The sequence below is a fragment of the Planktothrix sp. FACHB-1365 genome (assembly GCF_014697575.1).
GTDB lineage: Bacteria > Cyanobacteriota > Cyanobacteriia > Cyanobacteriales > Microcoleaceae > Planktothrix.
Map to the genome: position 1 here is coordinate 25,259 of NZ_JACJSC010000042.1, position 25,242 is coordinate 50,500.

18 protein-coding genes and 1 pseudogene are annotated in these 25,242 nt (G+C 40.5%); 4 read left to right on the forward strand and 15 right to left on the reverse strand.

The genetic code is table 11. The features are described 5' to 3' along the window. Window positions 1–21: 21 nt before the first annotated feature. The 7 genes and pseudogenes from H6G57_RS26555 to H6G57_RS26585 form a co-directional block, all read right to left on the reverse strand. Window positions 22–417 carry a hypothetical protein gene (locus H6G57_RS26555; RefSeq protein ID WP_190524395.1) on the reverse strand — a complete coding sequence of 132 codons (396 nt, stop codon included), beginning with the start codon at window positions 415–417 and terminating at the stop codon, window positions 22–24. Window position 418: 1 nt separating this feature from the next. Next, entirely contained in the window at window positions 419–1,561 is a 1,143-nt protein-coding gene (locus tag H6G57_RS26560) for an AAA family ATPase (protein WP_190524397.1), read from the reverse strand. Window positions 1,562–1,684: 123 nt separating this feature from the next. After that, window positions 1,685–2,887 (reverse strand): annotated as a pseudogene (locus H6G57_RS26565) (ParB N-terminal domain-containing protein); the annotation flags it as partial. A 222-nt stretch (window positions 2,888–3,109) separates the two neighbouring features. Next, on the reverse strand, window positions 3,110–4,093 hold the full coding sequence (gene holA, locus H6G57_RS26570) for a DNA polymerase III subunit delta (protein WP_190524403.1): 984 nt from the start codon (window positions 4,091–4,093) through the stop codon (window positions 3,110–3,112). Continuing rightward, a complete protein-coding gene (gene dnaX / locus H6G57_RS26575) occupies window positions 4,090–5,472 on the reverse strand; it encodes a DNA polymerase III subunit gamma/tau (protein WP_190524406.1) in 1,383 nt (460 codons plus the stop codon). Before dnaX ends, holA begins: the two co-directional genes overlap by 4 nt. A gap of 14 nt (window positions 5,473–5,486) precedes the next feature. Beyond that, window positions 5,487–6,881, reverse strand: coding sequence for a DNA polymerase III subunit beta (gene dnaN / locus H6G57_RS26580; RefSeq protein ID WP_190524409.1), 1,395 nt, complete (start codon window positions 6,879–6,881; stop codon window positions 5,487–5,489). A gap of 72 nt (window positions 6,882–6,953) precedes the next feature. After that, the gene (locus H6G57_RS26585; protein WP_190524413.1) at window positions 6,954–7,826 is read right to left on the reverse strand and encodes a hypothetical protein; all 873 of its coding nucleotides are present in this window, start codon (window positions 7,824–7,826) and stop codon (window positions 6,954–6,956) included. A gap of 131 nt (window positions 7,827–7,957) precedes the next feature. On the opposite strand from H6G57_RS26585, the gene H6G57_RS26590 reads away from it, so the two are divergent. Further along, window positions 7,958–9,148: a hypothetical protein gene (locus H6G57_RS26590; RefSeq protein WP_190524415.1), complete on the forward strand. Its 1,191-nt coding sequence runs from the start codon at window positions 7,958–7,960 to the stop codon at window positions 9,146–9,148. Here the strand turns inward: H6G57_RS26590 and H6G57_RS26595 are convergent, their stop codons facing one another. Next, entirely contained in the window at window positions 9,149–10,564 is a 1,416-nt protein-coding gene (locus H6G57_RS26595) for an ATP-dependent RecD-like DNA helicase (RefSeq protein WP_190524418.1), read from the reverse strand. It abuts the gene before it with no gap. A gap of 127 nt (window positions 10,565–10,691) precedes the next feature. Then, a complete protein-coding gene (locus H6G57_RS26600; protein ID WP_190524420.1) occupies window positions 10,692–14,024 on the reverse strand; it encodes a DUF3987 domain-containing protein in 3,333 nt (1,110 codons plus the stop codon). A 723-nt stretch (window positions 14,025–14,747) separates the two neighbouring features. On the opposite strand from H6G57_RS26600, the gene H6G57_RS26605 reads away from it, so the two are divergent. The 3 genes from H6G57_RS26605 (at window position 14,748) to H6G57_RS26615 (ending at window position 16,920) form a co-directional block, all read left to right on the forward strand. Next, window positions 14,748–15,971 carry an RNA-guided endonuclease TnpB family protein gene (locus H6G57_RS26605; protein ID WP_190524423.1) on the forward strand — a complete coding sequence of 408 codons (1,224 nt, stop codon included), beginning with the start codon at window positions 14,748–14,750 and terminating at the stop codon, window positions 15,969–15,971. 191 nt (window positions 15,972–16,162) lie between these two features. Further along, window positions 16,163–16,486 carry a helix-turn-helix transcriptional regulator gene (locus H6G57_RS26610; RefSeq protein ID WP_190524426.1) on the forward strand — a complete coding sequence of 108 codons (324 nt, stop codon included), beginning with the start codon at window positions 16,163–16,165 and terminating at the stop codon, window positions 16,484–16,486. A gap of 158 nt (window positions 16,487–16,644) precedes the next feature. Continuing rightward, window positions 16,645–16,920 carry a lipase gene (locus tag H6G57_RS26615; protein ID WP_190524429.1) on the forward strand — a complete coding sequence of 92 codons (276 nt, stop codon included), beginning with the start codon at window positions 16,645–16,647 and terminating at the stop codon, window positions 16,918–16,920. Between the two features lie 52 nt (window positions 16,921–16,972). Here the strand turns inward: H6G57_RS26615 and H6G57_RS26620 are convergent, their stop codons facing one another. From H6G57_RS26620 to H6G57_RS26645, 6 genes are all read right to left on the reverse strand, one after another. Further along, window positions 16,973–17,680 (reverse strand): hypothetical protein, encoded by a 708-nt coding sequence (locus H6G57_RS26620; RefSeq protein WP_190524432.1) that lies wholly within the window; start codon window positions 17,678–17,680, stop codon window positions 16,973–16,975. 30 nt (window positions 17,681–17,710) lie between these two features. Next, entirely contained in the window at window positions 17,711–19,447 is a 1,737-nt protein-coding gene (locus H6G57_RS26625; RefSeq protein ID WP_190524435.1) for a TrbI/VirB10 family protein, read from the reverse strand. A gap of 15 nt (window positions 19,448–19,462) precedes the next feature. Further along, window positions 19,463–20,179 (reverse strand): hypothetical protein, encoded by a 717-nt coding sequence (locus tag H6G57_RS26630; RefSeq protein WP_190524438.1) that lies wholly within the window; start codon window positions 20,177–20,179, stop codon window positions 19,463–19,465. Between the two features lies 1 nt (window position 20,180). After that, complete coding sequence (locus H6G57_RS26635) at window positions 20,181–21,311, reverse strand: hypothetical protein (RefSeq protein WP_190524440.1); 1,131 nt, start codon at window positions 21,309–21,311, stop codon at window positions 20,181–20,183. Between the two features lie 416 nt (window positions 21,312–21,727). After that, window positions 21,728–22,600 carry a hypothetical protein gene (locus tag H6G57_RS26640; protein WP_190524443.1) on the reverse strand — a complete coding sequence of 291 codons (873 nt, stop codon included), beginning with the start codon at window positions 22,598–22,600 and terminating at the stop codon, window positions 21,728–21,730. Between the two features lie 9 nt (window positions 22,601–22,609). Beyond that, window positions 22,610–24,892, reverse strand: coding sequence for a hypothetical protein (locus tag H6G57_RS26645; RefSeq protein WP_242049101.1), 2,283 nt, complete (start codon window positions 24,890–24,892; stop codon window positions 22,610–22,612). Window positions 24,893–25,242 lie beyond the last annotated feature (350 nt).

Consider the following 25,242-nt stretch of genomic DNA (forward strand, 5'->3'; position numbering starts at 1 on the left):
TATTGATTTTTAAACAGAAATTTATAAATTCCTATTGCCTAAAAACCAAGTTTCCATACAAACTTTTTGTACAATAATTTCTAATTTGCAATTTTTGGGTAGAGTTTTAAAAGGTTTATCTTTTAATTCTGATTTAATTTGCTCATAAGCTTCCGCTTTTTTTTCTGAAACAGTAAAACGGTCTGCATCTGTGAATAGCACCAAGTAATCATATTGAGGAAATTCGTTAATTTCTTGGATAGCATTAGCAGCAACTCTGTAGCAACTAGGAACGCCCATATCACTTTCATAAAAATAGTTATTCTGGATTACCGCATCAAAACTATTTACTTCTGTCAAATCGGGAAGAAGTACAGATAACCACTTCTTATAAACAATCGGTTCTGTCTTCCCTTCAAATACAAAATAGAGGTTCATATTACGACTGTTGTTCAAGAATTCTAGTTAATTGAATAAATGCGTCTTGTTTAGATTTACCCAGATGATAATCTGAAGCATTACAAATGCTAATGTGTCCGCCCTGCCGGGTCACTATTTTCCAATATTCATACGGAATATTATTGATAATGTAAGGGTGATGACTGGTGGCAATAAATTGTAAGGTTTTATTTTCGTGAATAAGGTCATCAGTCAATATGTCAATACAATTTATCCCTAAACTATTCTCAAATTCATCAATCAATATTACCGAACCTTCATTGGCAAGAAAAATTTCACTAATATGAATAATTGTGCGTAACATACCAGAAGACATCCTGTCCTCTCTAATCCATTTGTGGACAGCTTTTTGTTTGATATAAATAACAGGAACATTGTCAGAGATTTTTTTTAGTACATCATCTGTTTCAAGTGGTTCAATCTTTATATTTTCCACTTGTGGAAAAATTTCAATAAATGTCAATTTAATCTTATCAAAAATATCTAATTTATTTTCATAAGTCAGATACAGTTTAGTCCTAATATCTTCATCACTATTTACTATACTCTCTAAAGTTTTATACTTGCTTTTAAGAGAATGCAAAGATTTTTCCTGAATTCTAAGGGGGAAACCACCGTGTCTTGTGTGGTCACGATATTCTATTTTATTTAAGGCATCAAAGGCTTTCTTAATAATAGGTTCTTCTTTAAAAATATATATTATTGATTGATGGGAAGAAAGTTTGGGCATGGGGCTATTTCTAAACTTTATTTCTTCTTGGTTTCGCTCACTTAAAATCTCATCTTTTGAACTTAGCTTCTCATAAATTAATGATGGCTTTTCTTTCTCATCTTGGCTTTCTTTTTCAAAATCATCAAAACTTAGTTGATCTTTTTCAACAGTAGCAAAGCTACCTTCCCAAACAAATTCAGTCCCATCTACGGTAGAAAATATGATTTCCCATTCAAACCCATTTATAGCTTTTCCATTTGCAATATGTCTTAAATCGATAATTGCACGTAGAATTTGGGTTTTGCCTGCACCTGATATACCTACTAAAAGGATTAAATTTGATGAAAACTTGATTTCATTAAAATCCCAACCCAAAAAGTTATTCTTTACTCGCAATGAAATAATTTTCATAAATTTTAAAATTTTTGCTTAGATCTCTAAGTAACTTTAAACAAACCTATATTAAGCGAAAATTGCTGATGTTTGCAAACTTACCTAATCAGGTAAATTTTTAACTGGAAAACACAACTATATCTAAAACGCTTGTTCAATAGCTCGATGTGCTAATTCAATTTGTTCGACCGCATCAAGATAAGTTAAAGTGGCTGCATCCCAGGATAACCGTTTTTGCATCCGGTTTAAGATCATTTTTCCAAACTCATGCACAGTGTCAAAACGTTGCAATCTGAGAATTCGCTCTGCAACTTGACAAAAATCTGGTTGGGGATTTTCAATCACTTCGACATCGGATAAAAGTAGCGATAAAATCTCGCTTCCCATATCAACCTTGACCGTCATTCCTACAGCCGTAATTCGACCCCAAAATCCATTCCATTTCCGTTGAGGAATTCTCTCTTTCGGTACTAAAGGAATTTTAATCATCACCCAAGTTCCAATAGCAGGAGTGCATTCTTGTTGAGTTATTTTAATATCATCTGATTTGTCGGTTAGGGATTGATTTTCTGCGGAAGTTGGGGATTGTGAATCGGGTTCTGCTTTCATATCAATGAAGTTAAAAATTGTCTGTGCTTTGAGCAAAATTTTAGCTTGTTTGGGCGTTTTTGCTGCACCGGTGGCGATCGCATCAAGAATCATTTTTCGTTTCTCCTCTGGTATCTTCACCAACTGATACCCCGCATCAATACTTTGCTGATTCATCATCTCCAGCCAAACCTCTGCCAGTTTGGGTTCATCAATGTGGAGGAGATCCGCCGCTTGAATTGCTACACGCCCTTTTCGGTAAGTTCTGCCACAGCCTAACCCCACAATCGCTGCCACAATATTCTCAGTCAGTTGCATTTGTTTTCCATTCAAATTCAGATTAAACCTCGCCAATGGAAAATTTTCCATTGAAGAATGTTGAGGGTTCTGGGATGAAACTGTCATTTCTGAGTCGGAAGTGCGTGGCGTAGTTTGACAAGCGTAACAATTTCTGAGTTTGCGGGCGAGGGGTTCTACAATCATACCTTCTCGAATTTTCTGCACCGTTGTCTGTTGGCGCTGACGGTTTTCTGCAATCAAGACAAATAGTTCCTCGTCCTCGCTTTCAAAGTGACAGACCTGAACCGGAGCTTTTTCCCATCCCAACGCCAGCAAGGTTCGCCAACGTCGATGACCACTAATAATCGTTCCATCGGTTTTGATCAGTAAGGGACGAACATAACCTTTGAGGGCGATCGCCTCCATCAAATCCGTCAGATTCTCGTTGCGACCATAAATCGCCTCGTTGCGGGGATGGGGTTTGAGGTGATTAAGATGACCGCAAAATCAGTAATGAGGTGGAGAGAATCTTGATCAAGCACTATCCCCCAGAGCAGAATTTTGCTCAATCCGTTTCCAGTTGATGTTTAAGCCATCAACTTTCAAGTTCTATTAAATTTAATATTAATAAAAAAATAATCCCAGAGTTTTGTTAATTCTTAGCTAACAAAATCCTGAGATTGGTAAAGTGAATATTCATCATTTAAATGATTTAGCTGCTGTTTTAACAGGTTGGCTTGCAAACAGTTGGGTAATTGCCAGAATAGAAGACAGCAGCGAGTTTCGTTTTCCCTGTTTTAAAGCTATTTCTAAATCCAGTAACAAAGATACAGCCTTTACTAAAGATTGCAAAGGAATCGTTTGTACCTCTTGTTTAAGAAAATAGACTCGTTTGAAATTAGAAATTTGGCAAATCTTGGCAATTTCAGCATCAGATTTAACTCCCTTAACAATTGTTGATTTGACCCACAGCCAAGTTCTAAATTGGGTAATAAGCGTGGCACAAATCGCAGCAGGAAACGTTTCTTTTGTCAAGAGTTTTTGGAGTAAATCAACCGCTTTTTGGGCATTATTTTCTCGAATCGCTTTAGCTAATTGGAGACTATTTTGGGTGGTGGAAGGGATAAGAGAACGAACTTGTTTTAAACTCAGCTTTGCATTGTTACTGTAGAGAGCTAGAAGTTGTAGTTCAGATTCAATTCGGGCTGAATCATTGCCAATAGCATCAGCTAAATATTCTCCACTCTTTTTATCCAATGATAAACCAATGCGAAGGCTTTGGGTACGGATATATTGGGCAATAAGATCAATTCGCCAAGGTGCAATCAAATTGAATTCAAACAGTTGGCTTTGGGAGAGCAGAAACTTTGAGACTTTTAATCGTTTGTCAAGGTTGGAAGCTACAAAAATCAAATGAGTTGATTGGGGAACTTTTGGGAGCAATTGAAGAATATCCATCACCGCTTCATCAAACTGTTTAAAGTTGCAGTCTTCCACGATGACTAATTTAGCTTTAACTGAACCCAAAGCTGGAGTTAAAGCACAATAAATGGCTTCATCTACAGCAGAAGCATGAAAGCGATGATAGTTGAAACTAAGCCAAGCGGGATCAAGGCTTTTTTTGAAAGTCAAGAGTTTTTTGGAAATTGCATACCGATCATCGCCGACTAACAAGCTAATCATTGATTTCCCTCCTGAATTAAGACTTGATAGTTAATTCCTGTTGCTGCCAAAAATAGTTTTTGTACCTTCTGAATATTGCGGTTAAATTTGTTAAGATATGGGGGAGGTACAGCTAAGATAGCTTTCTGCTCGGTTAGTTCCGCAAGGAAAGCAACCGACAGGAAAACTCGGTTCTTTTCAGATGCTTTTGACAACACGGTTTCCCAAATGGTAGTTTTTAGATCAATAGGTTTTGAGGAGGAAACAGAGGTTGAATTTCGCTTGTGAGTTTGATTATTACGGGGTTTAGTTTTAGGAGATTTAGGAATTAATCCCAGTAAACAAACTTCTAGCCATAAACTCGGTTGTACACTTTTATTAAGCTGCCATTCTGAAGCACTTAACTGTTCAAAACCTTGATGAATTGAAGATTGACTCCAAGTTTTTGCGATCGCCTTCAGTTTTGAATAGGAAACCCCACTGGTGAGTAAGGATGAACAGTCAGGGACGTTGGCGACTAGCAACAAGTCTCGATAACAACTCAGCAAGGAGGTTAACAGAGTCAGGGGTGTTTTTCCACTATCAAGGAGTTCGCGAGACAGTTGTAGCAACTTCAGGGTGTCTCCGGTATTAATGCAGTGCAATATTGTTACCAAGTCGGACTCTGAAACGCGACCCGATAGCGCTAGAACTTGAGAATGGGTAATTTCTTCTCCCAATAAGCTTAACTGACCCAGTAATTGCAAGGCGTCGCGCAGTCCACCCCCACAGGCGCGAGCGATCGCAATTTTAGCCGATAAAGTAATGGAGATAGCTTCTTTTTCAGCAATCATGGTTAAATGCTGAACAATCGCAGCAACAGAAAGCGGCTGAAACCGAAACACTTGACATCGGCTGACAATAGTAGGTAGCACTTTATGTGCTTCTGTTGTGCAGAGAATGAAGACAACATGAGCGGGTGGTTCTTCAAGACATTTGAGCAGAGCGTTAAAAGCTTGGGAACTGAGACAATGAACTTCGTCTAAGACAAAAATTCGGTAACGACCGATAGCGGGAGCAAAGTGGACTCGTTCAATCAAATTACGAGCGTCTTCAACTCCGTTGTGGGAAGCTGCATCAATTTCCATGACGTCTAAACTGCTTCCTTTTTCAATAGAACGACAGGACTGACATTGACCGCAGGGAGTAACAGTGGGTTGGTCGGTAGCGGTGCAATTTAAGGACTTCGCTAAAATTCGTGCTGTTGAAGTTTTTCCAGTCCCTCGTTCTCCTGTAAACAAATAAGCAGGAGCAATTTTGTTGGCTTGAATTGCGTTAGAAAGGGTTCTTTGAATGTACTTTTGTCCGGTTAATTCGGATAGGGTATGGGGACGATATTTCTGAGGAAATGGAGTGTACATAATGACAAAAAGGGTTAAGATTTGACAACAGGCATTAACAAGTATTGGCTATCGATTAAAAGATGGGGTTGTTCTCGATTACCAAAAGGTCTTAAGATAGCTGGATGATCACTATCAATGAGATGAATTGAAATTTCAGAACTAGCGATCGCTTTAATCCCTTCCAACAAATACTTAATATTGAAAGAAATGGAAAAAGAATGACTAAAGTTGATAATCGCTGTCATTTCTTCTCTTCCATTTCCAAACTCCCTTAATAAGGATAAGGAAACTTGCTGGTTTTCAGGGCTAAAGTCAATGTTGATAATTTTTTCCTTTTTATCCGCTAAGACTGAGAGCCGTTCCAGTGCTTTCACAAAAGGCAATTTTTCCAGGTAAACTTGATGTTTGAAGTCGTGGTTTAATAAATCTTGGTAGGCGGGATATTCTCCTTCTAAACAACGAGTGATCAGCCGTTGTACGCCCCAAGAAAATTCTACATAACCTGTGGTCAGATTATAAGAGAGTTGTACAGATTCCGCAGAAGTCCGACTCGATAAAATTCGCTCTAGTTCCAATAAGGATTTAGCGGGAAGAGTAAATTGCAAAAGTTCTGTATTCTCCGTTTCTTTCTTTTTCTTCAACCCTTGAATAGAGGTTTCCACCACAGCTAATCGATGACCGTCCGTTGCAGCTAATTCTAAGGTATTAGAGTTAATTTTTAGATGCACTCCGGTTAAGATCTGCTTCGTTTCATCGGTCGCTGTTGCAAATAATGCGCCTTTAATACCACTTTTTAGAGCCTCCGCAGCCATAGCCAGATTTTGGCAAGAATTGACTTCAGGAATTGAGGGGAATTCATCGCTTGATAAACCTCGAACTTGGTAACATCCACTGGCGGAAACTAAAGTTAAAATCGGATTTTGTTCGGGTTTAGTTGTATTTAAAGGGTGATCCTGGTTATTTTCAGCGTTCAAGGAGATTGAGTTACTTAATTGGAGATCACCCGAAGAAAACTTGCGAACAATTTCACTTAAAAGTTCGGCGGGAATTGTCGTTTTTCCTGGAGTATTAACCTTAGCTTCAAAGGAAGTTTGAATAGCTAAACTCAGATTAAATACGCTCAAGTAAACACGCTGAGTTTTAGCGCAAGCTACTAACAGAACATTACCTAATATGGGATGGGTCGGTTTTGCTGGAACAGCATGGCTAACCAGTTCGAGGTGAGTCGCTAAATCATTTTGTGTGCAAAGCAGTTGCAGAGTAGCATCTGAAGTTGAGGAAGAGGGGGAAGTTTTAGAGGTGTTAACAACTGGGCTTTTTTCTTCTGTTAAAATTTTAGGGGTTTGAGAAGGAACAGTTTGAAGGTCAGAGGATTTGTTCTTTTTAATTCGGTTTTGAGTTGCCGAACGTCGGGTTTTAGTTAGCATTTTTCCCATTAATATATAGATCAAAACCTAGCAGCGATAGCTGCTTACAAACTGGGGCATTAGTATTATTTTTTATAACCCCGCTTGTTGTAAAGCTAACTCTAAAAGAGATTGAACTTGAAGAATTTCTGCCCATTGATTAAGGTAGTTGAAGTCCAGACGTTCTCCTTGCACTTTTAAAACTCCCAAGATATCTCTCCACTGTTTTTGAGATTCTGTAGCAGACAATAAATACCAATACAACTTTTGTAGAATTATATCTTCGGCTGAATAAATATAAATACATTTTTCAGATTCATCAATTTTATAAAGTTGGCGACGATTCATTTTAGAACGAGAAAAAGCATCATCTCCGATTACAAAAATATCTATTTTTTCCAATGAGGTTAAATGAATAACATTGAAAGAGCGTTTTTCAGTCACTGCTTCGACAACCGCCGATTCACTAATATAAAATTCCTGTTCCATTGCTCGAATGAGTTGCTGTGCTTTTGACAGCGAAATGCTGATAACTAAATCTAAATCTTGGGTTGAGCGACTTTCTCCTAACAGGGAACTGGCTACAGACCCACCCACTAAATAGGGAATATTTAAAGTCTCAAATAGAGTTGCCATTCGACTAGCGAGTTCCACAGGATCTTCAATCATAAATTTTTCTTCAAATTCTGTTGCTTTTAATTTTAAAATGGTTAGCCATTCTGAGCCTAAATGCCTTTTAATGAATTCTTGATAAATCTTGGATGAAGAAGCATTAGGATAATGATTTTTAATGGCTATTATCGTTAGTTTGCGAGTAGCTTGATTGAAGTGTCGAAATCTTTGGGTTCTCTGTTGGGGTGTCAGTTGTCGAAGTAGTTGAAACATCAGCACATCTGCATCAATGCTGGTGTCTTCTGATTGAGAGCGGTATGCAGGTGTAACTGCCGAGATGGGAATTTGTGGCATCAGTGATCTGGGTTAGAGTTGAATTTAATACACTATTGCAGGAGAAGAAAACGTTATTGATTCAGAAACATTTTAGAATACCGTTAATTGAGTTTGAGCTAGATTTAAGAAGAAAAAAGCGCAAGTCGTCTATGCCTAGCAATTCCTCATCTTCATTCACAACAGAGCCAGAAAACAGTCTTCGGGAGAAACTGATCCGCTCAATCTGGCTGCACAGGGATAAATACTGTTATTTATTTGAACCCGATGGCTCTTATCGATTATTAAGCACAGATCGCCGAGGTCAGTACACCATCTTACCCGATGGTCGTTCGGTTTTGCTGGCTTGGACAACCGATCCCTTCACTGAAACCTTGTTTGTACAGGCGGATGGCAGTTTGTTCATGAGTGGGAGTGCGTTTATTGAAATTGGAGCGCGAGCGATCGCACCTTCTGAAGCGTCTCTCCTTAACCCAATCCCAGAAGAAAGGGTTGAGCCAGATTCCATGACCTACTGGCTCCCAGAAAATTTCCGCATCTTTATGAATCATCAGGGTATATATGGCACTTCCAGGAGTGAGGGGCTAGAAGCGGAGTCGCGAATTTTACCGACCGTCAATCAGTACAAGGGTGCAGACGGTGGATATGTCGCGTTTTACTCGCGAGATCCAGCTAATGCTGTGTATTCAGTCGGGGGAGGAATTTATGTGCTGGGACAAATCCGGCTCAAGGGTCGATATATCGGCAGAATTTTTCACCCCGAAGGCTACTTAAATCAAGACATTAGTGCGGTGCCAGAATTCAAAGCGTTATGTCGTAAAACGTTTGGCGTTGAAGGATGGGCTGGAGGGGACACCGGAGGCTGGTTTGGTAAGTTTGATTCTAGCCCCGAAACACTACAAACAATAGGAGATCGTCCTAACTCAAAGATTGACACAGCCCCAGTTGTGCATCGACCCTGGAAGTGGGGGGTTACGGTCGGGGCTGACTTTCTCCCCGATTTTATTGGAGTTTTATTGCCTTGGATGGTGGGTTTGATAATATTGCTGAGTCCAACCCTTTTGATTCTCTGGGGTGCTGTAGCGCGATTTGGGTTGACTTGGAGGTTAATGTTGATTCCGGTCGGTGGCATCGTTGGGTTTGTGCTGATGGGGATTGTTGGGGCATATTGGTGCAACTACAACTTCGAGCTTGATGATCATCGAACTGGCCCACCTGAAGCGGGGTCGTTTGCAGGGTTAGGTCGATTAATTATCATATTGATTGTAATGGTTTTATTGGGCTGGATTGGCTCAGGGCTTGGTGCTTGGTTGGTTGCGAGCTATTGGGTAGGTGGCTTCTAATTAACGAATAATGAAAACTCGATTTTTAGCTCGGCTACAACTGACATAATAAAGTTGGTTACACGCTAAGACACTGTTGCGATATTCTCTTAAAAAGTCAAGTTTTTGGTTAGGAAGATGTTGAGCTAAATACAAAAACTGAGTCGCAACTTTTTTAGAGATGTCGTTGCTATCAATTCCGACTTCTCGGAAAGTAGAGCCTTGAGCGTTATGAACCGTTAAAGCCCAACAGTTTCGCAGATCTGCAAAAATTTCACAATGATTATACCAAGCTTTCCAAAGGCTAGGATTAGTTTTAGCGTTTCGTAATAATTTGATATTATCTTTGTGAAACTTTTGAGCATCGTCTTCATGAAGCAGATAGATTTGTCGCAGATCCTCGAAAGCATAAAAACTGCCATTATTCTCGATTTTAACCTTCAGTTTCCAGGCTTTATAACCCGAATAGCGATCTTCTACGACTTCCATCACTTCTACTTCTGTTGAGGTAGGAAGAATAACGGTTTTTCCATCTGGAGCGATCACAGTAGCTTTACTAATAAGTCTTTCTCCCACCACAAATCTAGGTGCATTTTTTCCGTAGAGTTTTGCTCGAATTTTATGGTTCCAGTAAGCAACTCGTTTGTTAGTATAACAAAGAATTCGGAAGCAATCTGGATCTGAAGGAAAAGTTACAGAAAATTTCTTCAGTGCGTATTTGAGAAATCTTTCTTCTCGAACCATGAAAGCTCCATTTTTGCGCTCTAAGTCAAATTTGGAAAAGGGTTTGAAAACGGTTTTGCTTTTAACAGCAGTTCGACAAGCGGTTACAAATTCTAGGAGAGGACTATCTTTTCCTTGGCGAACAACTTCGGTTAAAACAACTTTATTTTCTACATTAAAAGATGGAGATCTTCGCTCATGATTATCCTCGTTAACTGGGGATAATTGAGCGGGATCTCCCATAACGATGAGTTGGCGATTTTTACCAATCAGTAAAGTATTCTGAATTCGGTGTTGAATAATATTCCACAATTCGGTTGTCACCATGCTGCATTCATCGAGAAAAATTGTATCGTATAAATGCAGTAATGAAGGTAAAACTTGTTTGAGGATTTTATGTTGTCCTTGTTTAACAGGAGCTAATCCTAAGAGTTGATGAATGGTCATAAAATCTACTCCCCTAACTTTTTTTTCAGTTGCCATGCGTTGCAAAACTCCTACAGCTTTATTTGTAGGAGCGGTAAATGCAACTCGTTTTCCTGTATTGACAAGCTGTTGAGCAATTAAGTTAATAATCGTTGATTTTCCTGTGCCTGCATATCCAAATAATCCAAAAATTTGTTGAGGACTGTTGAGAAATTGCTCAATTTGTTTTAAGGCTTGATCTTGTTGAGAGGTTAATTGAAAAGAGGGTTGAACCCAATTTTGTGTCATAACGGTTAGGTTTTTGTTGACTACTAATTAGGTTCAGCGTTAGCTGTGAAAAATTTTATAGGTTATTCTGGTTTAGTCAATATTTACTCTAAGGCATCGGGGACTAAATATAGATCAGGTACTAAAATCATGTGATGCCTTCGGTAGGTTCACTTTCCGCATTCGCCCTGCACTGCAAAAATCCTGGTGAATCGGAATTTTCTTCCAACAGTTTGTCGGAAATTCCGACATCGTTCCGACAAGTTTCCGACAGCCTTTCATCGTCTAAAATTCCTTGCTCATAAAGATCTGGAGAGCTTTCATCATCAGAATTCCGACAATTCCGACAATTTTGATCCGAAACGTGATCTACCCCCTGATCAAATAACCTTTCCCCTGAATCGGAAAGACTACTTTCGGCTACTGGAATAACTTTAGGAGTTTCCTCATCCCCCAGTTGGCTAGAGTTATTTTCAAGCTGGGTTGAAAAAAATGTTTTTGGGTCGGAATTGTCGGAATTTTTGACGAGTGACGGTTGGATTGAACTCCGATTCAGTTTTTCATTCACTTGAGGGGTGTCGGAATAGCCGTCGGAATGATTCGGAATTCCGACATTTGCTTGAGAAATCGGAATTGCTCTAATTCGTAAGTCTTTGCCTTTCCCAGATAAAACTGCATATCCATTCTCAGTCAGGGCGGCAAAATCCTGTCGGATTTCCGCAAGGGTGGGTTTCGGTTTGCAACGCTTAAACACAGTATTTTGAACTTGTACCGCCGAGACTTCTATTCCTTTTCTTAAAGCATAGGCGTGAATTAAGGACAATCGGCCAGGGAGAGAATCGGATTGATGGTTATTTGTTTGAATAATACGGAACTGTCCGATACTAAACTTTGCCGCTAAAATAGCTCGTTCTAAAGTTTCGATACCCACCCGCAAAGGGTCAGATTTTTGCTCATATTTTAATTCCATGCAGTGCAACAGCAGTGCTAATCTCAAGGTTTGACTGAGCATTTTGCCCAAATAGGCAAATAATGCCGGATTCTCAAATTCTACCCCCTGTTGATTGCGCCGAACTTCCTCCCACCATCGCTGCCACCGTCGCCGTGCTTGGGGAGTAAAAGATAATAAAATTGGCAGTTGTTCCTCGTGAGAATCATCGGAAGAAGTTGAGAACAGATCCCCATCCTCTTGCATTGCAACTGCTTCATCCCTGCCGATTAAAGATTCATTTTCCTTATTTCTACCTTTACAAAATTCTCGTAATCGCTGATGTAACACCCGCAGATGCTCATATAAATCTTGTAGTTCTTGATTAATTGCAACGACTGAATCTGACCAAACCGCAAAGTTATCGGGACTGGCAGGAACCGCAATTAAAAAGCGACTAATTAGACCATCTCCATCATCAGGATCGCTAAACAAGGTTTTAATTTTGGAAAGTTGAGTTGCACCTGTTAAATTTAAACACAAATCTTTGAGTTCAAAAGAATCTTCTTCATTGGAACGCTCAAATTCGAGATCTGATGGAGAATTCCAAGTTTGTAATAAAATTTGACGGGTATCTCCCCCTTTATCTTTATATTGATCTAATTTTAACAATCGCACTAATTCATCAAAAACCCAAACACAGCCACTCCTCGAAGCTAATTCACTCAATCGCCTTAAAGCTCCTTCTGGAGTTCCAGCTTCAATTAACTTTTTGGGAGGGGGTGGTGGCATGGTGGCTTTAAATACCGTAGGATTGAGTTGACTATTTTTGAGTTCTTCCTTCTCTTCTGATGACTTTTGTTGCCATGCTTCTTCTAAATCCTGTAACTCGGTTTTGAGTTTTTTATATTCTGTTTTACTTTGCCTATAGCGATGTTTAATGGGATCAAAAATAGAGCGCATCGTCTGACTTTTTCCACCTGATGCCAAGGCAATAACCATTGTCCAAAAAATAGGGTATTCTATCCAACTATCAGCTACCGTTGCACCTTGTTTACCAACAATGCCAATATGTCCGCCCATTTCACTACCACAAGCTGTTAAGAGATATTGATAAAGATAAGCCGGATCAAGTCGGTCAGAATCGGCTTTTGTTAATAAAGCTTGGGCGAGAGGAGCGGGTAAAATTTGGGTAATATCAAGTTTTTGTTGACGGTAATTGAGGAGTTTATTCAGTTCGCGGGCATCTTCTGTACGTCTTTCTTGATTACCAATATAAGTTTCAATCTCAACGGCTAACTGTTTAACGCCCCTGAGCGGATAGCCTTTCGTTGATGAGAGTTCAACAAAAGCAGCACTTTGTTGAGGAGGGTTATTGTCACTTGTTAAAATAGTCGTAACTTGATCATATAAAGACGGGGTGTTATTTAAAGTGCGATCGCCTGAATGATTAGAAAGATCGGACATACTATTATTGTTGTTATGCCCATTTTTAGTACGGATTATTTGAGGTGAATTTAGATGAAAAGTATGACTCCCATTAAACAGCGATTGCCCTCGAAATGGTGAACTCCAGCCATCTTGTTTTGCCATCAATGCTAGAGTCCCAATTCCTACTCCACTTTTGTTAAAAGATTTCCATTTCTTATCGCATTCTCCAGGTTTATATTTAGAAGATTGGCGACTCCAACTTTCCCACTCATGGAGTAAAGACTCATCAATGGATTTAAGTATCATACCAACGCTACACCAGTCCTCGTAATGATCAGCCCGACTTGGGGATAACGCGGCTAGATAAGACAAAGCCCAATCTGCATCAGTCCATTGCAGTTGAGAGTTGTTTGAAGTTGAGGAATAATAGATGTTAACTTCATTGTGAAGGGGATATGGCTTTGCTGCGGTAGCAGGTTCTGTCTCCTCTTGAAGCATTGCTTCTATGAGCCACAAAGGAGCGATGGCAATTGCAATTTCATCAGGAGCGCAACCGCTCACCCAAACATACTCTCCCGTTGTGGGGTGAACACTCGGAGGTAAAACAGATTGCAAACCAACCCAGCGCAATTCAAGCTGTTCGTCTTTGCCATCATCCCCTCTAACGACCGTCGGAAATTTGCGAGTTCGCAGTGATTGAGCATACTGTTGCGGGACTAAAAATAAGTATTGACAACGCCCAGGGCGACCCGAAGTAAACGCAACCGTTGCGGGTAAAGATTCTCCGCCAGAGAGTTCGAGAATTTTTGCTCTGGCACTGGCGCCATCTTGGTCGAGAGCCATTAAATAATAAGTGTTTCCTGCCAGTTCAACAGGTGTCCCTGTAATCAGCCCATAACCTTTGGGATAACATTGGTACTGAGTGCCATCGGCTTTATCCACCTTCCAGCCCTGAATAATGGCTGTTTTCATTTGATCAGGGGTTAAGGGATTTTGCTGCCAACCGATGCCTTGGGGAACTTTTTTCCCATCGAGTAAACACAATGACCAATTGGGGGGAATGCGGGATAGCCCTTGATGAAGACGGGCTTTGAGGTCATTTTGGAAATGGGAATTACTCATGATGCGCCCCTTCAATATTCAAATTTAAGTTTTCACAACAAATAACAGCACTTTTTCTTTGTTTCGTTTGGATACAGATGTCAGTCACGTTTGCTCCCACAGTAAAAGGGTTTTTTAAGGAGCCAAAGTTTCCAGCTAAAATATCCCAGATGGATAACATCTTGGGATGTACCTATTGCATCAGAGCTTCTGATTCTGTATGATGAAGCTACTGCTGATTGCCCAAACATTGGCATGGCAATAGTTTCTATTGCTGAAAAAGATTGGCATAGGTTTACTGCTCATTGCCTGGACATTGGCATGAGAGCAAGGACTACAGGCATCGGTGATGACTGTAAAAATGCCCTAATTGTTGAATGGATAAAAAGCAACAGTAAAGGAAAAACTTAGAATGGGGATTCTTAAGTTGTTTTTCTGATTAACTGTTGGCTTTAAATTTGATCCAAGCCTCACTGATAATTTTATTCAAAGTCTCAGTGAGGCAAAATTCTCTAAATAAGTAGAAGGCTAAAGCAGCTTATTTGAACTGGGTTCAGCGTTACTGATTAGAAAATTCTTCACTTACTAATCATATAATTGATAAAAGTTTTTATCAAGTTAAGAATTGTTACGGCTCAGGTCAATAGATTTACCGAAAATTTTGGGTTTAAAGCCCCGTCGTTCCACGACGGATTTTTATTCCAAATTAGTGTGTATAATTAAAAAAGAGATTTAGAAACAGAAATGAAAGCCAGATATCGATTCAGATGCTATCCAACACCCTCCCAGAAATTGGCATTAGCCAAGTTATTTGGGTGTGTGCGGGTAGTGTGGAATGATGCTCTGGCTTTCTGTGTTTCTGAATACAAAGGAGGTAAGAAGAAACCCAAGAATTCTGAACTGCAAAAACAATTCATCACTCAAGCCAAGAAGCTAGAAGAACGGGAGTGGTTATCGGAAGTTTCCTCTGTCCCACTGCAACAATCTCTCAATGATTTAGAGCAAGCCTACTCAAACTTTTTCGCATCCTGTAAAGGAAATCGGAAAGGTCAGCGAGTTAAACCACCCAAGTTTAAGAAGCGAAAATCCAAACAATCCGCTCGATTCGTCAAGACTGGATTTTCAATCAAAGGCAAGAAAGTTTATCTTGCCAAAGTGGGAAATTTAGAGGTTGTTTGGTCAAGAGAACTCCCATCTGAAGCCAGTTCAGTCACCCTTATTAAAGACAGTGCTGACCGTTATTTTCTGAGCTTTGTTGTAGAAATCAAACTCCAAATCCTACCGGAATCTGAAAACTCAGTCGGGATTGATTTAGGGATTAAAACTTTTGCGACATTAAGTAACGGTCAAAAAATAGAAGCTTCCAAACCCTTGAAGAAAAGGATTCAGAAGCTTCGTAAATTTGCCAAACAGTTATCTCGAAAAACCAAAGGGTCAAAACGTCGTGAGAAAGCGAGAAAGCGGTTAGCTAAACTTCACGCTAAATTATCAGACACCCGAACGGATTTCCTGCACAAGTTGTCAACTCAGATCATTCGTGAAAACCAAGCGATTGTCTTAGAAGATCTAAATGTGTCAGGACTGGTTAAAAACCGGAAATTATCAAGAGCAATTTCAGATTTAGGGTGGAGAACATTCAGAACGTTCCTTGAATCTAAATCAGAAAAGTATGGGAGAGATTTCCGAGTTATCAATCGATGGGAGCCGACTTCACAACAATGCTCTTGTTGTGGATTTAAAATTGGAAAATTAGACCTTTCAATTCGAGAATGGATTTGTTTGAACTGCGGTGAATCTCATGATAGAGATGTTAATGCCGCAAATAATATATTAGTCGCTGGAGGACTTCCAGAGACTTTAAACGGACGTGGAGACAAGCAGAAGACCACCAATACTGGTGGCAGCAGTCAGCGAGGCGTCAACCCGCCAGAATTTCAACAATTATCAATATTTGATTTGTTGAAATAGATGGAATCCCCGTGCGTTCACGCCGGGGCGGATGTCAATTCTGCTGGCACATTCCCTTATAAGTGGGGAATGTGCTATAATGGAAAATATGTCAACCTATCCGATAGTCGATATAAGGCTGTAAAGCGCATTAACGTTGCTTGATTGCTTCATTCAATCGGTTGTTAACTTTTGGTTGCCTGGGAACTGGAATGTCAGCAAAACTAGAAGAAAACCTAGCATTAGATATCCGAATCCACAAACGCATTGGTCAGTTGATAGAGGCGTTAGTGGAAGATGAGCGTGTGGGTAGTTCGAGAGAGTTAGGAAGACTCACCGGAGTTTCTTTCAATACGCTAGTTAACTGGTGTGAAGGAAAATCTGACCCCAGATTGCAAAAGCTCATGCAGTTTGCTTATGCGATTGGTTGGTCAATGACAGAACTCATGCAGTATGCGGAAGGGGATGAAGATCCCTATGAAGCGATCGCGCGTAAAAAAAAAGTCCAACACCAACAGTACCAGAAAGCATCTTAACGACAGAAACTGAGAACGATCAACTGCTGGAATATTTAACAACAACATTCACTCCAGAACAGATTCAAAAACGTGAATTATTTTTACAATACAATCAACCTGATTTATTACCCCATCTTAGCTCTCGCAAGAAGCTTTTTGTCTTATTGATAGACAGTATGGCAATTCAGAATATTTCAGAAGTTGAAGTTTTGCAGAAAACAACGATTCCCAAAAAATTGTGGGAAAAAATCCGACATTTAGACATGAATTTTAATTTTTCTCGCTCCAACTTAGAACAGCTTGCTTCTTATCTTTTTCAAGTAGAAACTTGGGAAGAATTAAGACCTGTTTTTAAATTACCTTATAGCTCTTACCAAAACAACATAAGCCAACTCATTGAAGATTTACAATTTAACTCTTCAACACAACAGAACTTACCAGGTGTTGCTTAATTAGTTTTGAGAACTTTAAGGTACGATATTCTTCCCTATAGCTCTATCAAATTTATAGCTTCTCAAGCCCCAATTTTCCCAAGGAAATAAGAATCGGCATAGACAGTTGAGTTTTGGCTGATGCTTCAGGAATTCCCATGCCATTTCTGACCAACGTTAGAAACTCTCGAACTTTGAAAACAACCGGATCTGTGGCAGGGGTATAACCTTTTTGAATAGCAATCTTTAAACCTTGTTCAATATCTTGGAGTGTAGCAACACGCTGATGATCTACAAACACTGTCGATTCCTGCCCTAGTGTACCCGTAGTCATCGCAATTCCATTACTGGTTGGCTGTCCTGAATGGGGAATAATATTAAACAAATAGAGACGTTCAATCCCTTGACTAGAGCGAGTTTTAATGACAAGATTAGTAATAGAAGTAGTAGTTGCCCCTGGAAAATTTAAGGGTTGAATGGGTTGAACTAATACCATCCGAGCTTGATTACTTTTTAATTCTATATCAGTATTAAAAACCGCTTTAGAAGGGTCAGCTAATCGAATATAAGTAACAATTTCATCGGTTTGGCTAAAGTCAATCACGCTAAAGCGACCTGGCCAGACGGGGAGATTCGTGGTTGTACGAGTTGCCGTATCCCGATTCATCGGTTGTAAAGCTGGATTTTGAGCAGAACTGTGGGAAGATAAACTGGTGATCAGAATTATTGAGAGAACAGGAGAAAGTACAATTAGACCCATCTTTTGAAGAAGTTTTTTCATGATGCAATAACCTCGAATTAAATTCAGTAATTAATTGACTGTAATAAAAGCATTAACAAAAATTGAAACTTCCGTTCCTTCTGGTACAATTGCCACATTACCTCGCTTCATCAGTTCTTCTAACGTTTGATCTGAACGTTCACGTAAACGTTGAGCCGTGGGTGTAAAGAAACCTTCCAAAGCGGCGGCTAAAATATTAGGTTGAGCGCGTCCGGTAAGAGTTTCCACACTGCTACTTCCCAATAGTCCACTGTGTTGACTTAATGTGCGTTGAGTGGGTTGATTAATAATTTGTCCAACCCGTCCTAAACTACTTAATACACCAACTAAAATATCGGTTTTAGCAATTGCAGAACCCCGCTCAAATAATCCTTGAGCAATCAACGGTTTGTTATTTGAACCTCGAATCAATAAGCTTTCTTCAGGGATAGGCATCTGCTGAATATTTCCTGTAGAATCGGGATAAACAATTGCGACAGCACTTTGAGAAACCAAGCGATTACCAGGCGTAACATTATCAACTTCGGTAATTAAAATAGTTCCGGTGGGTAAAGCGATCGCCCCATCAGTAGCTAACAAATCCTCAGTTAATTCTACTGCAAATCTTCCCGCCGTTGGGCTTTGGTTTGTTTCATCCCAAATCATCGGCACAATCACTTTTCCCTTAACAGATGAACCAATTGCAATCTGTTTAGGAGAAGTATAGTCAGTTCCGTTTTCGTCAACTATTGTGCGGTTAAGAATACCGATTTCTCCGGCACTCATTTCATCAACCCTTGAAGTAGAAGTTAAACGTTCTGGGCTAAGATTACCAATAACAACCGTTTTGATTTCTTGATGTTGTTCAGATTGTTTTGGAGAAGGGATGGTGGGTGAACTAATCTGCATAAATTGTTCAGTTTGAGGAATAGATGTTGGCGTTGCTACGGCCGTTGTCATCCCAAAAGGCGGAGGTGTAATGGAATTGCGGGCGATAGCTGGATAGTCTGTAACATCGGCTTGGCTTTGTCCTAAAGACGCTAACTCCGCCCAGCGTTGATAGGGGTCTACTTCTTCTAATGGGGGATTTGAAGGGCGAGATGCTACGGTCGGTGCGGGGGGTGGTGCAGGACGAGGAACAGGTGCAGGAGGCACAGGGGGAGGAACAACTTGTACTGTTCTGGGTCTGGGTGGTGGTGCCGCTTGAACAGGTCTTACAGGTTGGGGGGTTGCAGCATTAGATGCAGGTGTGGGCTTGGGTTTAGAAGGTGGCGCTGCATTTGAAGTAGGCGGTTTTTTAGGTGTTGGAGATTGAGCGTTTAGGGTTCGTTGCTGATCTTGAAAAGCTAATTGACTTTTCAGTTCGCCTGATTCATCTTTAGGGGAAAATGTTGTTACTTCGGGTTTTGAGGTTTTCGGTTGTTTAGCAACGGGTTTAGGAGCAAAGAAGATAAACCATAAAAAGCCAAAAAAGCCTAAAACCAAACCTGTAGCCGTCAAAACAGAAAACATCCGAACAGATGGTTTTTGAGAAAGCTCTCGACTTTCTACTGGTTCATCATCCTGTTTAATCCTGTATTCAGAAGCTAACAATTCTAAAGCATCTTGATCATAGCCCGCTAATAGCCTTTCTTCATCAGGGCTAAGTTCATCCATTGTTTCTGAAAAGCTATAGATTGATGTTTTAGAGGAATTTTGCTGCTTTAAATTAAACCTAGTTAATCCTTCTTCAATCGTATCAGGTTCAGACTTAAAATCAGGTTGATGTTGAAAACCATTATGACTCATGATTTTGACCTCACTTTATTGGGGATTGAATTCAGTAATCTTATTAATCTCTAACCCCGCAGAGCGGATTTCATAAACTTTTTGCTCAAATGCAGGCGCTTGATCGCCTAATGGCGCCGTTTGAATCTCAACGGCTTTAATTCTAAAGGTTCGATTGAACGGAATTCTTTCATCTTTTCCTAAACTCCGATCAACAATTAACCGAGTGGCAATCATATCAACTTCCCATTCTCCAGGGCGAATTTCTCTGGGCTCAGAAAGAAACGAAATAATAATCGTCGAGCGGACTTGACCCGAAAAAACGGTACTCGGAACCAATTCAGCAATTTTATCAAGAGAAGCCTTGCCAAATTCAGGTTCCATTAATAAAGAAGCAAAGTAGGTACTGGTTGGAACTCGTTTTGAATTGACTTTGATCCCTGAGTCAGTTTCATTCGTACCCGGAAGTTTACTATCCCAATTAAAGGTTAATTCAGCCCAAGTCTTGATGAAATTTTGGATAACTGATGGATAGCGAAATTGTTGGTCTCGTTCAGAAATATAATAAGTTTGACCGTTGATGAGTTGAACTTGAGTTGTTCTTAAACTAGCCAATGAATTCATACGGGAGGCAATAAACAAATGTAGAATTAGCGTGACAAAATTGATAGCTGTTAAAATCACAAAACACAAGGCAAGCCAATTTTTAGCTTCGGGAAGTAGTGCAGGTTGTGTTAATTTTTGAAGCTTCATATTATCTGAATCCTTTGTAAATAATCAGATTACTTGCGGCACCAAGCGCATTGCTGAATAAATCGACCAATTGTTTAGCATGACCCGCAATGCCGTTGTATAAAGCAATTCCTCCTCCCCCGGCGATGAGAAGAGCTAATGCAGGGGCAAAAATACTGATGAAGAACAGGAAAGCAACATCACTAGCCAGTTCTGCTCCTGAGTTGACCAGAACAACGGCAGCCAGTCCAACGATAATGTTGTAGCCAAGCTGGACACCAAATAAACTGAGAAAACCTGTTGTCCAAGCCCAAATCGGACGACCTTGCAGAGGCAGAAGAGACAACCCCATTGCGATGGGAGCAAATAAACCAGTCAGCAGTAAAGCCGCTTCAAGAACGTTGACGAAGGCCCACTGAATGCTGTACAGAATAAATCGAAGAATGGGTATGGCTTTTTCTCGAAACACTGAACCTGGGTCAGTGACGAAAGTAACGGCATCTTCAGCAGCACCGAATAAAGTACGATTCCAAAGCATTTGTCCAAAGGTTCGCAATGCTTGTAAAGGAACAGAACCCGCCGCTTGTCTTTCAGCTTCATCAACAATTTTTTGCGCCGCTTCGCGTTTAGAATTCCAACAGGTTACAAGTTCTTCACCGACTTGATTTCGACATTCACTATAGAGATTTTCAAGCTGCTGTTTACCAATACTGCTCAGGGTAACGTTAGTAATTGCATCTCTAAAAGTGAGTTCTCCCAATTGAGCTTCCAAAACGCTTTGCACTTGTTGATAAGCAAAGCTGCGGCTAACGATGACGGTATTGGCTAGTAATCGACCATTAGCGCCCAAAAAGAGCATCATGACCAGGGGCCAAACAAACAATGAGGCAAGTTCTGACCAAGATTGTTTTTCGATAATATCCTTACCACTGGTGAGGGTGAGGAACAAAATACTGATGGCGGCTAAGGTAATTCCCAAGGATACTAAACCGACCCACAATCCTGAAGCAATGGGGTCAATTGTCCCAATCCAAACTTTATCCCAGGATTCGGAAGTGGCCCTAGCTAAATTGATCGATTCACTAACAATATCTAATGCTGATCCTTCCCCACCACTCGTCGGGGATGTTATTTGTCCTAAAAGTTGCATCATGGGTTTGACCGGATAAGAAGAGTGCGAAGTGCGGAGTGCAGGGTGCGGAGTGCAAGAAGAGAGAGTGCGGGGTGCAGGGTGCGGAGTACGGAGTGCCTCAAAAGTGCGGAGTAAGGAGTGCGGGGTGCTGTGTGCAATAAAAGTGTGGGGTGCGGAGTATGGGTTTAATAAGAACAATTCAAGTAACAACACTTCGGACAGTTTGCGATCGCCTTCGGCTGGGCGGAGCATCGTCGCCAACAGTGGAATAAGGGTTTCAGGCTTTCGTTTAGCCTTGATCGCTAACGATAGAATAAGGATTCTAGGCTTTTACTCAAAAACTGTCCGGGGTATTGCAACCCACTCTTGACGCACTCCGCACTCTCCACCCCGCACTCCGCACTCTTATCGCACTCCGCACTCTTACTGCACTCTATCTAATCAGTGTTGTCGTCGTGGATTGTTTGTCCGAGATAACCCCCTCCTGGCAACATGAGCATTCCCGCTTGGGAGCTTGCTTGATTGCCGGATGTAATACTGCCTCGGCGATCGCTCGTATTGATAGCAGATATTTCCTGAGCCGCTTGGGATAGTAATACGTTGTTAATTGCCCGATCTGTACGAGCTTGTTGAGCTTCTTGCAAAACTCGGGCATTAACTTGAGCGTTGAGTGCTGTTTGCTGAGAGAGGTTTTGCAGAATATGTTGGCTCACATCGAGGCTTTGCGATTCTTCACCGAGTTGAACATTCTGGGTTGTATCTTGCTCTGTAGCTTGTAAAACTGAGCGACTTTGAGCTTGAGCCTCTTCACTCAAGGTTGAACCATCTGCAATGCCTATCGCAGTATTGCGTTGAGCTTGTCTATCAAGTTCAGACATGATTGCAGTGGAACCTTGGCTATCGGATAAGCCTAATTTGTTCTCCAATTGATCTGAAAGTTGTGTTCCTTCATAGCGGGAGGTTGGCGCGTTTAAAATTTCGCGACTAACTTGACTTAAATCGGGAATTTTAATCGCTCCCAAGGACGAAGACAGCAGTTCATTCAGTGTGCCAAATAAGTCGTTTTGTACAAAGCCACGCACATCACCAATAAACTGATCAACTTCCTTAATCACGTTTTCAATGGGTGCGAAGAAATCACCCGAAGTTGATGACGTTTGCACCACAGAAGTTTGAGTGGGTTTTGCAACAGGAGGGGTCGTTTGAGCCCAGGTGGGTTGGTTTGAGCTTATTAAACTTAAACTCAGTCCCAACACAATTGCAGTTTTTACGGCTACTGGTTTTGTAATCAATAGAATTTGAGATTTCATAAACTTTACCTACCGATAGGTGACAAGTGTTTTGGAAGGGGTAGTGTCCGGTGTAGATGCAGATGGGGATGAAGCTTTTTCAGAGTCACCCCGTCCGATGGAGTCAAAACCTTTTCCATCTTTGAGGGCTGCAACATAGTCTTGAGTGAATTGTTTTAAAGCTTGGAGTCGCCCTTTGAGGGTAGATGGGTACTGAGCAAAAAGGCGATCGCGAGCTTTTTTTTCTTGTAAATTATTAGCAATAGAAGCCAGCATCATCTCCGCCGGATAAAATCGAGTTCGCCAAAACCGACCCCCTTTTTCAACTAACCAACAGGAATAAAGGTCAGAAACTCTGGGTAAGAAAGCTTCTGTTGCATTTTGGCTGATGAGTCGGGGGTCATAACCGAGATACTTTTGAGCCGCGACAACGCCTGTATTCGTGATTCTTCCCGTAATTTTGTAGACCATATTTTGCATAATTTGAGCCCCTACTGAACACTCACAAATTGCATCAAAATCTTGGCTTAATAGCACAACGGCTATGCCATCTTTTCGCCCCGTTGCACAAAGTTCGCCCACAACAGATGCAAATCCATCTTTCTTTAACAACACGCTCAACTCATCCCCTAAAAACAAACTTTTTGGATGAGAAAGCGCGTTCCGAATACAGGCGGTATGGGCATTAATCGCCATCAAATAAGCATCTTGTTCATTTGATAAACCCGATAGGGCGAAGAACTTAACCGCAGGTTCTGGGGAAAAGGTACTGGGTCGGCCAATGGCTTTTCCTAAACGGGATGTTAATAACGCATTACCTTGACTTAGGATTTGATTAATTGCCAATTTGTCAAGATCTTCAAAGGATTTGAGATTCAGTCTTTCTTTGCTACAAAACCTCAATAAATCTTGGAAAGTTGGCATTTGTTGCCATTGAGAAGATTGCCAACCGTTTTCAAATGCTTGATTGTAACGAGCTACAATTTCGGGATCTTTGAGGTAGAAATCAAGCATTCGTAATAGAATAGAATCAACTCGTTGGGCTAAGTGGGGATTATGGATTTTTCCCATTGCGATCGCCACTAATGCTTTACGAATAAATTCTTTCCAAGATTCCATCCGCCGTTCTCGTTCCGCTTTAGGAAACTTTCTTAAATCGGGAGGTTCTAATAAATTACTTGACCCTTCGCTGATATCATAATAAGCGCCTTGCTCCCCTAAAAGTTCAATAGCAGTTTTGAAAGTGCTGTTACCGCCACTGCTAATATCCATCCCCACAACAGGAATATTATTTGCTAAAGCTTCTGTGGCAAATCGCCATCCTAAAACGCTTTTTCCAGAACCCGATTCTCCCAGAATTAAAGCTCGACTAATTTGATTGTAAAACAAATCAATAAAAATCGGTTTTCCGCCTCGTTCCGTTAATAATTCAACTCCTTTTTGATCAATATCACGGGGAACTGTTAATGGTAGAATTCCGGCTATCGTTTCAGTATCTAACGTCAAACGTCTTTCGCTTAACCATGAGCCACTATGAAGCAACCATTTAAACGTAATGGGAAGGCATTGCAACCAAATTTCCCAAGCAATATTACGTTCACGAATCACTTTAGCAGTTCCAAAACTATTAGAAAGAGCGTTGCAAGCTTGGTTTAATTCTTCAGCCGTATTTCTGTATACTAAAAAGGCAACGGCTGTATTTAAAGGAATCGCACCTTTATAAAGTCGATGTTGGGCATCAAAAGACTCCTCTTGCTTAATTTCAGCACCGATATCTCGTCCCTGTCCTTTCGTTACGGCTCTAATACTCGCAGTTTTTGCACCTTTTGCTTGTCGAGCTAAGTTGTCTTGAATTAACAAAGGATTTCCGACACTAATTTCAACCCATGCTTCTGTATCATGGACAGAGGTAGAAGACATGATTTGCCACATCCATTTTAATTGTTGCCTTGTGTTTGTCCAACCCATCGGGGAATCGTACATCGTCAGTACACCACATTCTTTACCCTTACCTGTTAAATAAACACGGTTGTTACTGCGACGATGCTCAGGACAAGAAGAACGACCTTGTATTCCTTCAATTAAAACTGTACAAATGTGTTTTCCTGTGGTTTTAATTTCGTTGAGATGATATCCAGTTGCAGTTTCTTCTAAACGAATCACTTGGGGAATAGAAGGAGCCTGACCTGGGTTTAATCGGTTCCAAAGCCACTGCCAAACTTCAACTGTATTCAAAGGATTAATGTCTAATCCAATCTTAGTATTTAAGAGAACTTCCCACCGCAGAAATCCTTCTTCAAAGGCACTGAGCAACAGCTTAGTATAAAACTGTTCTTTGTAGATTCTGGTGTTACCTGTTAAGGTTCCTAACAGTTGATCAACTACAGATTTAACACCATTAATCGCTTTACCCAGGAAGTCTGTAGAAGTTGGTGTATCTCCATTAATTGTCCAAGTACAAAATGCAATTTGTTCCCAATTTTGTCGGGTTCCTTGATAAGCTGCTACGCAGCTTGATTGTATAATAAAAGATTAAGTATTTTTAGGAATATAACCCCCAATGCCAGCCAAAAATCATCTGTCTAAAGAGCAAAAAAGAAAATTACTTAAAGAAATGAATGAAAATGAAAATGCTCAAATTAGAGAAAGAATATTAATTTTAT